9 protein-coding genes are annotated in these 12357 nt (G+C 33.0%); all 9 read right to left on the bottom strand.

Translation table 11 applies throughout. The features are described 5' to 3' along the window. Window positions 1-173 precede the first annotated feature (173 nt). A complete protein-coding gene (gene gpmI, locus I6U48_RS09640; RefSeq protein WP_218320204.1) occupies window positions 174-1697 on the bottom strand; it encodes a 2,3-bisphosphoglycerate-independent phosphoglycerate mutase in 1524 nt (507 codons plus the stop codon). Window positions 1698-1797: 100 nt separating this feature from the next. Next, entirely contained in the window at window positions 1798-2544 is a 747-nt protein-coding gene (gene tpiA / locus I6U48_RS09635) for a triose-phosphate isomerase (RefSeq protein ID WP_218320203.1), read from the bottom strand. 307 nt (window positions 2545-2851) lie between these two features. Further along, window positions 2852-4042 carry a phosphoglycerate kinase gene (locus I6U48_RS09630; protein WP_218320202.1) on the bottom strand — a complete coding sequence of 397 codons (1191 nt, stop codon included), beginning with the start codon at window positions 4040-4042 and terminating at the stop codon, window positions 2852-2854. 216 nt (window positions 4043-4258) lie between these two features. Further along, window positions 4259-5269, bottom strand: a complete 1011-nt coding sequence (gene gap / locus I6U48_RS09625) for a type I glyceraldehyde-3-phosphate dehydrogenase (RefSeq protein WP_218320201.1) — start codon at window positions 5267-5269, stop codon at window positions 4259-4261. Between the two features lie 58 nt (window positions 5270-5327). Next, window positions 5328-6353 carry a sugar-binding transcriptional regulator gene (locus tag I6U48_RS09620; RefSeq protein ID WP_218320200.1) on the bottom strand — a complete coding sequence of 342 codons (1026 nt, stop codon included), beginning with the start codon at window positions 6351-6353 and terminating at the stop codon, window positions 5328-5330. Window positions 6354-6492: 139 nt separating this feature from the next. Further along, window positions 6493-7854: an RNA polymerase factor sigma-54 gene (gene rpoN / locus I6U48_RS09615; protein WP_218320257.1), complete on the bottom strand. Its 1362-nt coding sequence runs from the start codon at window positions 7852-7854 to the stop codon at window positions 6493-6495. 195 nt (window positions 7855-8049) lie between these two features. After that, complete coding sequence (locus I6U48_RS09610; RefSeq protein ID WP_218320199.1) at window positions 8050-9156, bottom strand: BMP family lipoprotein; 1107 nt, start codon at window positions 9154-9156, stop codon at window positions 8050-8052. Window positions 9157-9471: 315 nt separating this feature from the next. Continuing rightward, window positions 9472-10623 (bottom strand): glycine/sarcosine/betaine reductase complex component C subunit alpha, encoded by a 1152-nt coding sequence (gene grdD, locus I6U48_RS09605; RefSeq protein ID WP_218320198.1) that lies wholly within the window; start codon window positions 10621-10623, stop codon window positions 9472-9474. 17 nt (window positions 10624-10640) lie between these two features. Continuing rightward, window positions 10641-12173: a glycine/sarcosine/betaine reductase complex component C subunit beta gene (grdC, locus tag I6U48_RS09600; RefSeq protein ID WP_218320197.1), complete on the bottom strand. Its 1533-nt coding sequence runs from the start codon at window positions 12171-12173 to the stop codon at window positions 10641-10643. Window positions 12174-12357: the final 184 nt, after the last annotated feature.

Below are 12357 nucleotides of genomic sequence, written 5' to 3'. Positions count from 1 at the left end.
ATGTAAATATACCATATTATCCTTAAAATTACAATAAAAATACGCCTTAAAATACTATAATAAACTAAAAACCTTAGTACTTAAATTAATATGAATTTCAGTACTAAGGTTCAGTTTTCTTTATGTTTTAAAAATTAATTTTAAAACAGTTCTTAATAAATATTCAAAGTGATTTACTTTATTAAACTCTTTCCTGTCATTTCCTTCGGAATTTCTAATCCCATAGTTTGAAGCATGGTTGGAGCTATATCCGCTAATATTCCACCATTTCTTAGAGGCTTAGCATCTGCTGCTACATATAAGAATGGCACAGCATCTGTTGTATGAGCTGTCATAGGTTTACCTGTAGAAAAATCTATCATTTGTTCTGCATTACCATGGTCTGCAGTTATAAATACTGATCCATTCTTTTCTAGTATTTTATCTACTAGCTTACCTAAGCATACATCAACCTCTTCTACAGCCTTTTTAGCAGCCTCAAAAACTCCTGTATGTCCTACCATATCTGGGTTTGCAAAATTTAATATAATCATGTCATATTTATCTTCATCAAGTCTATTTAATAGTTCTTCAGTAACCTTATAGGCACTCATTTCTGGCTGCATATCATAAGTTGCAACCTTTGGTGAAGGTATAAGTGCTCTATCTTCATTCGGATTTGGTTCCTCTACTCCTCCATTGAAGAAGAAGGTTACATGAGCATATTTTTCAGTTTCAGCTATTCTTAACTGATTTTTTCCCATTTTACTTATATATTCTCCAAGAGTATTTGCATAACTTTCAGGTCCGAAAGCTACCTTTACACCTTGTAATGTTACATCATATTCTGTCATAGTTACAAATGTTAAATCTAAAGTTTCTCTTGAAAAACCATCAAAGACTTTATCATTTATCGCTCTTGTTAATTCTCTAGCCCTATCAGGTCTAAAGTTAAAAAAGATTACAGAGTCCTTATTATTTATATTAGCTTTTCCTGCTGTAGTAATAACAGTAGGAAGTACAAATTCATCAGTTTTATTATCAGCATAGGATTTCTCAACAGCTTCTATAGCACTTGGTGCTTCTTCACCTTTTCCGAGTACTAATGCATTATAAGCTAATTGAACTCTCTCCCATCTTTTATCCCTATCCATAGCATAGTATCTTCCTGATACTGTTGCTATTTGTCCAACCCCAATTTCCTTCATATAGCTTTCTATTTCTACTATATATTCTTTAGCTGAAGCTGGAGGTACATCTCTTCCATCAAGGAAAGCATGAATATATACTTTTTGTACACCTTTTTCCTTTGCAAGTTTTAATAGTCCTTTTAAATGGTCAATGTGTGAATGAACTCCACCATCAGATAAAAGTCCTAATAAATGAAGTGATGAATTATTTTCTTTTGCATTGTTTACTGCTTTATTCAATGCTTCATTTTCAGCAAATTCTCCATCCTCTATTGACTTTGTTATTCTAGTCAACTGCTGATAAACTATTCTTCCTGCTCCTATATTTAAGTGTCCAACTTCTGAATTTCCCATTTGTCCTTCAGGGAGACCAACACTTAGTCCACTAGCTCCTAATTCCGTATGAGGATAATTATTAAAATATCTATCATAATTCGGCTTATTTGCTGCTTTAACTGCATTTCCTTCTACTCTGTCCGAAATTCCAAATCCATCAAGTATTACTAATGCTACTGGTTTCTTACTCATTACTAACCTCCAAAACTTTTTATTAGAGGACAGAGGACAATTGACAGAGGACAATTCACCTTCACTGTCCTATGTCCTCTGTCAACTGTCCTATTATTTTTTAGTAGTTTACTATTGCTGCAAAATCTTGTGCTTTTAGACTAGCTCCTCCAACTAATGCACCATCTATATCGCTTTGAGCCATTTGAGCTTTTATTGTATTTGGCTTTACAGAACCACCGTATTGAATTCTTGTCTTTTCAGCAGTTTCTTTTCCATACATTCCAGATATTACGTTTCTTATATAAGCAATTGTCTCATTGGCTTGTTCATCAGTAGCTGTTTTACCAGTTCCTATAGCCCAAATTGGTTCATAAGCTACAACTAATTTTTCTACTTGTGCATTTGTTAGTTCTGCTAAGTCTAGTTTTATTTGTCTTCCTAAAACTTCTTCAGTTACGTTTGCTTCTCTTTCTTCTAAAGTTTCTCCACAGCAAACTATTGGAGTTAAATTATGTTCAAAAGCCTTTTTAGTTTTCTTATTTACTGTCTCATCAGTTTCATTGAAGTATTGTCTTCTTTCACTATGTCCAATTATTACATATTCAACACCCATAGTTTCAAGCATTGCTGGTGCAACTTCTCCGGTAAATGCACCATTTTCTTCGAAGTACATGTTTTGAGCTCCAACCTTTATATTTGTTCCTTTAGTTGCCTTTAATATTGCATCTAGAGCTACAAAAGGTGGACACACAACAACGTCACATGCAGCGTCCTTTACTAAAGATTTTAATTCTTCAACTAATTTTAATCCATCTTCTATAGTGTTATTCATTTTCCAGTTTCCAGCTATTATTGCTTTTCTCACTTTTCATTACCTCTATTCTATTATATTTTAACTCTTAATAATCTTACTTTTATCAGAGGACAGAGGACAATTGACATAGGACAGTGAAGGAGAATTTTTCTCCGCTACACTACGAAAAACCTTTAATTTCACTTTCGGTAAATAAGGTTTAATTAAGTTATGTTTAATTAAACCGATGATGTTTCGCTTTAGCGAAACGAATCCACAAGAAATAAATTAGTTTTCTGACGTAAGGAAGAAAACTCACCTTCACTGTCCTCTGTCCTCTGTCAAATGTCCTCTTGAAAATAATAAATCATATTACTTTTTACTTGTCGTTTAAAGCATCAATTCCAGGAAGTACTTTTCCTTCTAAGAATTCAAGAGATGCTCCACCACCAGTTGAAATATGAGTCATTTTATCTCCAAAGCCTAATATGTTAACTGCTGCTGCAGAGTCTCCCCCACCTATAACAGTTGTTGCATCTGCTTCAGCCATAGCCTTAGCTACTGCCACTGTGCCTTCTGCAAAGTTTTTAAATTCAAATACTCCCATAGGTCCGTTCCAAACAACTGTCTTAGCTTCTTTAACCGCTTCTGCATATAATGCTTCTGTTTTTGGTCCGATATCTAGGCCCATGTATCCTTCTGGTACATTAGCATCTTCAGTCACTTTAGCTTCTACATCTGCAAACTCTGCGGCTACTCTGTTATCTACTGGAAGTAATAATTTAACTCCCTTTTCTTTTGCTTTAACCATCATTTCTTTAGCATACTCTATTCTCTCTTCATCAAGCATTGACTTACCTATTTCAAAACCTTGTGCCTTTAAAAATGTATAAGCCATTCCTCCACCTATGATTAGTGTATCAACTTTTTCAAGTAAGTTGTTTATAACTGCTATTTTATCTACAACCTTAGCTCCTCCAAGAATTGCACAAAATGGTCTTGTTGGATTATTTACTGCTTCTCCTAAAAATTTTAATTCTTTTTGAATTAAATATCCACATACTGCTGTGTCAACAAAATTAGTTACTCCAACAGTTGAACAGTGAGCTCTATGAGCTGATCCGAATGCATCATTAACATATATATCTGCAAGTGAAGCTAAGTCTTTTGAGAAAGCTTCTTCATTCTTTCCTTCTTCTTTTCTAAATCTAGTATTTTCTAAAAGAACTACATCACCTTCTGCCATCTTTTCTACAGAAGCTCTTGCATTTGCTCCAACCACTTCATCATCTGCAGCAAAAACAACTTCTTTTCCAAGCATTTCTGAAAGTCTTTTAGCAACTGGTGCTAATGTTAATGCTGGATCTGGTCCCTTAGCTTTTCCTAAGTGTGAACAAAGTATAACTTTAGCTCCGTTTTCTATTAAGTATTTTATTGTAGGAAGTGCTCCAACTAATCTATTTTCATCAGTGATTTTTCCATCTTTCATTGGAACATTAAAATCACATCTTACTAACACTCTCTTTCCCTTAACCTGTATATCTTCTATTGTTTTTTTATTGTAAGCCATTTTATTTACACTCCTTTTTATCAAATATTAAAAGTTCAAAGAACAAATAAAGCAGTATAACTAGAAATTTATAATTATTTTTAGTTATACTATATACTTTGTACTTTGTTATTTTAAATAAGGTCTGGCCTTATAGCCATAACTACAAAACCAGACCCTATTATACTAATGCTTATATTTAAAATTCAGTATCTTTAAAGCATTCAAATTATAAAACTACTTTAAGAAATTAGCGAAATATTTTATAGTTCTAACCATTTGGCTAGTGTATGAATTTTCGTTATCATACCATGAAACTGTTTGAACTTGGTATAAATCTTCTCCGATTTTAGAAACCATAGTTTGAGTTGCATCGAATAAAGAACCATAATTTATTCCAATGATATCAGAAGATACTAGTTCTTCTTCAGTATAACCGAAAGATTCATTTGAAGCAGCTTTCATGGCAGCGTTAACTCCTTCAACTGTAACATCTTTTCCTTTAACGACTGAAACTAAAATTGTTGTTGAACCAGTTGGAACTGGAACTCTTTGTGCAGAACCGATTAATTTTCCTTTTAATTCTGGGATAACTAATCCAATAGCTTTTGCAGCTCCTGTTGAATTTGGAACTATGTTTACAGCTGCTGCTCTAGCACGTCTAAAGTCACCTTTTCTATGTGGTCCATCTAATACCATTTGGTCTCCAGTATAAGCATGGATTGTTGACATTATACCTGATTGAATTGGTGCATAATCATTAAGTGCTTTAGCCATTGGAGCTAAACAGTTAGTTGTGCATGATGCAGCTGAAATTATATGATCCTCAGCAGTTAATATATCGTGGTTTACATTAAATACAACTGTTGGAAGATCAGAACCCGCTGGAGCTGAAATAACAACTTTCTTAGCACCTGCATTGATGTGTGCTTGAGATTTTGCTTTAGATACATAGAATCCAGTACATTCAAGTACTACATCTACTCCTAGTTCTCCCCATGGAAGTTTTGAAGCATCAGCTTCTGCATATATTTTTATCTCTTTTCCATTAACAACGATAGAAGATTCTTTAGCTTCTACTGTTCCTGCATATCTACCTTGAGATGAATCATATTTTAATAAGTGTGCTAACATCTTAGTATCTGTTAAGTCATTTATTGCAACAACATCATACCCTTCTGCACCAAACATTTGTCTAAATGCAAGACGTCCTATTCTTCCAAAACCATTAATAGCTACTTTAATCATTGTAATTCCTCCCGAATAAATATATTTTTATATTAAATTTGATTTTATAAATTAGCATCTATTTAAAAAAACTCATTAGTTCTCTAGCTGCGCCTTCATCAGTAATCAATACTCCATTAGGATTATTTGATTCTGTAGCCAGTATCGCTTCTGCTTTACTTTTTCCTCCTGCTACAGCTATCAACGTTTCTATTTTTCCAATTTCTTCGTTTCTTATTCCTATACTTGGACTTGAATGAACTATTTCACCATCTCTAGTAAAATAATATCCAAAGGCCTCTCCAACAGCGCCTCTAGTTTTTATATCTTCTGTTTCTTTATCTGAAAGCCCTCTTCGCTTAGCCATTAAGTCAGCTCTTCCTACGCCATAAATCAATATATTAGCATTATAAATATTATTTAATATTTCTTTAATATCCGTTTCCTGTATCATTGTATCCATAGCTTTATGACTTAAGTTATCTGGAACATGTAACAACTTATAATTTCCGTCAAATTTAGATGCAAGCTTAGCAGCAAGAGTATTTGCCTGAGTCTCTACGTTTCTACCCATTCCACCTCTAGCTGGTACCACTAGTGTACCTTTTAATCCTGAAAGTTTAGGCATATTGTCAATCACTTGTTTGATAGTAGATCCTCCAGTTATTGCAATAATAGTATTATCCTTAATGACACTTTTTAAGTAATTTGCAGCTGCCTTGCCTATCTCGTTAATTACTGTGCTATCTTCATTTAGATCTCCCGGAACAATTATTACATTTCTAAGCTTTAGATTTTCCTTTATGATCTTTTCTAATTCAGATAAACCTCTTAGATGATGTATAAAATCTTTAAGTTTATCAATTATCTCTTCACCTTCACTTGTTATTGTCATACCTGGAGTACTTATTTCAATAAAGTTTTTGGCTTTTAAAAAGTTTATCTCTGTCCTTACAATTCTTTCGCCTATTCCTAAATTGTTAGCTAGTACTCTTCTTCCTATTGGCTGATTGTAATATATAGTTCTTAAAATATTATATCTTTTTTCTAATAAATCCACTAATTCTGGTACTATTTTTTGCTGTAACTTTAAAACTTCTTCCACCGTTAACACCTCTCTGGCCATTTAGCGTCCCAGTACTAACTTTTGTGTCCCACTTATATTATAAGACAAATGAATTTATTTTTAAATAGTATTTTCAAAAAAAATATGAATAAATTGTGAATAATCATCTGAGGAGAAACTAAAATCGTTTTCTCCCCTTAGATGACTTTATTCCTAGCTCCTCTCTATATTTTGCCACAGTTCTTCTTGAAATATTCATTCCTTCTTTATTTAGCAAATTACATATAACTTGATCTGAAAGAGGTTTTTCCTTATCTTCTTTATCTATTAAATCCTTTATAGCCTTTTTAATTATTTTTACTGATACGTCTTCCCCATTGGTTGATGATGATATAGCCGTAGTAAATAAATCCTTTATTTTTACAGTACCTCTACTTGTATATATGTATTTATCTCTTATAGCTCTACTTATAGTTGACTCATGCATTTCTAAATTTTCTGCTATTTCCCTTAAAGTCATAGGTTTGAGATATTCTTCACCATAGTCAAAATAGTCTTTTTGAAGCTCTAAAATCTTTTCTAGAACCCTGTATATAGTGCTTTTTCTATGTTGTATGCTTTTTATCAGAAATAAAGCGCTATTCAGCTTTTCCTTTACGTACTCTACAGCATCTTTGTCTTCCTCTTTTTTTATTATTTCTTTATATATTTCGTTAATACTAAGCTTAGGTAATATACTATCATTCATTATTATATAATACTCATCATCTATTTTTTTTATGTAGGCATCAGGTGTTATGTATTTAACTTCCTCTCCTGTATAAAATCCTCTTGATGGCTTTGGATGAAGAGACTTTATTATATCTCCGTATTCTTGAGCTTCTTTTACGTTTATACCTAATTCTTTTGAGATTAAATTATATTTATTTTCCGCCAATAATTCTAAGTAATTATCTATTATGGCATATATTTTTTCATCATCTAAAGCTTTCTTATATATCTGTATTTTTAGACATTCTTTTAGATCTCTTGCTCCTATTCCATCTGGTTCAAGAGATTGTATTGCTTTGATACAATAATCGGTAAGTTCAGGTGATATCTTTAGTTCTTCACTTATCTCTTCATCTTTTATGTCCAAATATCCTCTCTCGTCTATGTTTTCGATTATGTATAAACAAATTGCCTTTACATAACCTTTTTCATCTAAATCTCTTATTTGTTCTTTCAAGTACTCTTTTAAAGATCTCTTTTCAGAAATAAAATTAAAAGGAGATATTTCTTCATCATCATTTTTTTCATAACCGTGATGGCTGTAGTTATCAAACTCAAAATACTTAATTAATTCTTTATAATCAACTTTATTTTTTTCTTCATTGTTTGTATCAATATTTTTAGCATCAAGTACGGGATTCTCTTGTAATTCCTTTTCTACATGTTCTTGTAATTCAAAGCTTGACATCTGAAGAATTTTAACTGATAACTGCATCTCTTGTGTCATTATCAATTTTTGTTCCTGAGTTAAACTTAGGCCAAAATCCATATTCATTTTTTCACCCCGTTTCTTTCTATAGTATAAATTATTCACTTTATTATATCATGAAAAACTATTCTATATAAATTTAAAATTCTTTAAATTATATTATATTGATTCTATAATCTTAATTTCATATAAATTTAAAAAGACTGAATGTAAAATGCACTCAGCCTAATGATATTAACAATATATTTTGTTCTTCTATATAGATGGTGCTGTAAATTTACTAACTTCATCTCTTGTCGCAGGAACAGTAAACTTTCCAGCTTTTATTGCTTCTGAAAATTTATTAACTAAATCTAAAACATCTTGTGGAGTATTCTTATTTGAAGTACCAGCAATACCTACACCATTATCTTTTAATCCAAGCTCTACATGCTTTCCACCCTGGAACTTTCCGTTAACAACATCCTGCACGGCATTATATGTTGCTATATCAACTCTTTTAACCATACTTGATAAAATTATACCTGCATATTCCGGAACTGTTACTGCCTGATCCATATCCACACCTATACCCCAAACTGTTTTTCCTGAGTCTTTAAGTTCTTTAGCTGCTTTAAACATTCCTATGCCAACTCCACCCGCAGCATGATATATTACATCACAACCAGAACCATATAATGATTTTGCTAATTCATATCCTTTATTAGTATCGTTAAAGCTATCCGCATATTTAACCATTGTTCCTGGAGCTTTGCCATCTGCACTTATTAACCCTGTTGCAGCTTCTGGATTTACAGCTTTTACTCCTGCAGCAAAACCTGCTTCAAATTTATTTATTAAAGCCTGATCTTTTCCTCCTATAAATCCAACCTTATTAGTTTTAGTCATTTTACCAGCTATAATTCCCATTAGGAAGGATCCTTCCTGTTCCTTAAAGGTTATTGATTCAACATTTGGCGAATCAACCACTGTATCTATTATAGCAAAATTTTTGTCTTTATGTTTTTCAGCCACATTTTTCATGGCCTGCTCCATTTGGAATCCAACTCCAAAAGTTAAGTTTGAGCCATTACTAACTAAAGCTTCTAAGTTTGCTTCATAATCTTCCTTTTTAGTAGACTCTATCGGCTTATAGTCGATTCCAAATTTCTTTTGAGCTTCTTTTATTCCAGTGTCTGCTGCTTGGTTAAAGGATTTATCATTTAATCCACCTTCATCTGTTGAAAGACCAACCTTAATCTGACTTGACTTAGGAGTACCCTCAGTTATTGGTTTTGATTCCTGCTTTGACCCACAACCTGAAAATAATGATACCGACACCACTGCCGCAGAAAACATAGCTATAAATCTTTTTTTATTCATTAACAATTCCCTCCTAAAAAATTAGTTTCTGTTAGTATTATTTTTATTGTGCATTAAAATATTCTATGTGCCTTAATATTTTTAAACAACTTCCAACCTAGACTTTCATTCTTTTATGGAATTTAATATAAAAGCATCTTGCATATCGTTTATATTTTATGATTCTTTTGCTATTTTATAATTAATTTTTAATATTATTTTAAAAATATAAAAAGAGGCTATCGCACTATAAAGAAATACATCAGAAAGTTAACTTTCGACGCTTCTTCTATATAGTTCAATAACCCCTATATTGTCTACTACTATTTCATTTTATTATTTATATCCAGCTTCTACAAGAACATACTCTGCTTTTCCACCATCATCATCTGACACAAGTATAACGGGTCCTGTACATCCCATTCCACTTTCTGAATAGATACCTTTCCTCCACAACGTCTTACAAGCATTCTCAAGCTCTAATATATCAATTCCAGGTATGACATAAGTAACTACTTTCTTAGGCGGCATTTCTATTTCCTCTTTATTTGCTGGCTTATCTTTAGCCAATAATTTTTCTATTATATCGCCTAAACTAGATTCTTTTGCCTTCTTAAACTCATCTTTCGCCTTTAATAATACCTTGTTTTTAGCACAAAGCGAACAGTATCTTAAGGCTTCACAGATTAGTGGCGCTCCTGATGCACGAGATACTATATTAACCAGCTTATCATAGTCTTCACCGATTCCTGGACCATAACCATAACCAACAGTCTCATAATTTCCACAAGTTGTAAATGCTGAAAATATTTTTATTAATAAATTTCCAGTTAATGAATCACAAACCATTATATCTGGAGTTCCTGCTAGAATGTCATTTCCTCTCATTATAGCCCCGCCATCAGCTCTTAATGAGTTCGCAAACTCAAATTCATAACCATTAGCCTTTAAATCCTTTAAAGCACGTTCTACTCCTCTAGCTCCATCCAAATTCAATATGCCTACTGTAGGTTTTTCTATTCCCACTGCCTTTGCCACTGCAATACCTGATATAGCATTTCTAATCATGCCTTCTACTCTATTTGTTGATGTAGTTCCTGTTGTAGTAGCAATTATTAGCTCTTTGCCTTTTCCTGGAGTTACAACTCTACCAACTGTTGATACTCCTATTGGAAAATCAAAGTGTTGAGTCACACAGCCATCTATTTCTTTTTTTTCTAAAAGTTCTACCATTTTTTTATGACCTTCAGCTGCATCTTCTACTTCTATAACTTCAAAATTCCTCTCTGTCTTAGAACCTATCAAAATTATATCGAAATCGCCATATTTACTTTTAGCCATCTCTGCCGCTCTTATCATTTCTTCAACGCCATGCTCTGATCCAAAAGTAGTTAATCCTATTTTCACTCTTTTCTCAAAGCTTCCGCTTTTTATGCCTTCTGCTATTTCATTAAAAACTTCTGCTACTATTTTTTTAGTTGCATCCACGTAAAACCACCTCCTAACTATTTAAGTAGTTCTTCAGCAAATTTTTTCATTCCTTCAGCTATCAAATTCTTTATTTCATCTTTTGAAACAGCTGATGCTTCTTCAACTTTACCAATATTCTTTTCAACAAGTATTGAAATACCATCGAATAAATTTGTCATTCTACCTAAGAAAAGACTACCCTTACCAATTACCATAAAATTATTTAACTTTCCACTTATTATGTTTTCTATTCCATGACCTATTATTGGAACTCCTGATGGAATATGTCCCTGAGTTGGAGCAAATCCTGGATATCCATGAGCTTTTACGAAATTAGGTAGTTCCTTTCTATCTAGCTGACCACTCTTAACTGCTAAGGCACCTATCATTTTGTAATTTTGTGTTGGAACATCTCCTGCTCCAGCAGGCTCAGTTATTTCTGGTGTTTGCATTTCTGGTGCATATTTATCTACATCTGTAATTTTCATTCCATTTTTTGTTAGCGGATCTAATACTAATGCTTCTATAACAGCTTGTGGAGCTGCTCCATGACCTATTGTATGCTTACCTATGATGTCTGTTCTCAATACTGGGCTTACTCTATCATTTTCTGATATTAGAACAGCAAATCCTCCTATACAATCCTCAAGTGCTGGTAATCCCTTTTTAACATGATCTCTTCCATTCATACCTAATTTTGCAGTACATCCACCTGCAAATATTATTACATTTCTGTGTATTCCCGATTTAACAAGAGCCGCTGCTGTTACTAGCGCATGAGTTGGACCTGCACAGAAGCCTCTCACATCCATACCAGTAGCCCCTTTGATGCCTGCTATTTCTCCGCAAGCCTTGGCAACGTTTCCTCCACCTCTCTGATTCATATCGCCTATAGCTTCTTCAGAGCATTCTATCAAATAATCTACTTCATTTACATCTATACCAGAATTTTTTACAAGATGCATCAATGCTAAAACACCAGATGCTTTAACAACAAGATTTTCTAACATTACATGTGATGAAAGGTTCTCATCAAATTCATGAGCTCTCTTAATGCATCCTACTAATTTTCCATCTTCATATAGTCCCTCTGCTATACCGTTATCCACAAAATTTTGAATTACTGATATTTCTTCGCCTTCTTTTAGAAGTTCTGCTTTTTCCTTTAAAACAGGGTGTGTAGTAAACTTTTCTTTTACTGCTAGTGTAAAATCCTTTTCGAGGATCACCAAATCAAAAACATCAGAAACCTTTAGCAATCCGTAGAACTCATCTTGTGGCATTATTTCTCCAAACTTACCAAACCTAGAAGCACCTTCTACCTTTGAATTAAACCACGGCCTTGGCAATTCTCCTAGTTGATCCGGATTCATGTTGCCTATATAGGTTTGATTAGGCGCATATCCAACAACTTCATCAAAAGATCTAAGATGATTCTTTAATTCCCTTAAGTAAGGGGAATCCGGATTTGTCTCTTTTTCCAAAGTTTGAGTAGTACCATTGTGTAATACCATATCTGGTGAATTAACTAAAATATAAGAAGCTTTTTTTATAACTGGAAAACTCATTGTAAAACCTCCCTTAAATTTAATTGAGAATTGAGAATTAAGAACTGACAATCTTCAATATCTTAATTCTCAGTTCTCAAGTTTGTTCTTTAGTCACCTACCGCCGAAAGTAGACTTACACTCCGGGATATGTTTCCAAGCTTCAGCACGATAAAAACTTTTTATCAATCTAAAGCTCAGCATT

Origin of the sequence: Clostridium thailandense, assembly GCF_019207025.1 — a bacterium.
Lineage (GTDB): Bacteria > Bacillota > Clostridia > Clostridiales > Clostridiaceae > Clostridium_AM > Clostridium_AM thailandense.
The sequence above is the reverse complement of the archived record's forward strand: the minus strand, read 5'-3'. Positions and strand labels throughout refer to the sequence as shown.

What these genes read in the sequence shown, in the direction of transcription:
- gpmI (WP_218320204.1), bottom strand. Translation starts at nt 1,697, where the DNA reads ATGAGTAAGAAACCAGTAGCATTAGTAATACTTGATGGATTTGGAATT.
- I6U48_RS09630 (WP_218320202.1), bottom strand. Translation starts at nt 4,042, where the DNA reads ATGGCTTACAATAAAAAAACAATAGAAGATATACAGGTTAAGGGAAAG.
- gap (WP_218320201.1), bottom strand. Translation starts at nt 5,269, where the DNA reads ATGATTAAAGTAGCTATTAATGGTTTTGGAAGAATAGGACGTCTTGCA.
- rpoN (WP_218320257.1), bottom strand. Translation starts at nt 7,854, where the DNA reads ATGGATTTTGGCCTAAGTTTAACTCAGGAACAAAAATTGATAATGACA.
- I6U48_RS09610 (WP_218320199.1), bottom strand. Translation starts at nt 9,156, where the DNA reads ATGAATAAAAAAAGATTTATAGCTATGTTTTCTGCGGCAGTGGTGTCG.
- grdC (WP_218320197.1), bottom strand. Translation starts at nt 12,173, where the DNA reads ATGAGTTTTCCAGTTATAAAAAAAGCTTCTTATATTTTAGTTAATTCA.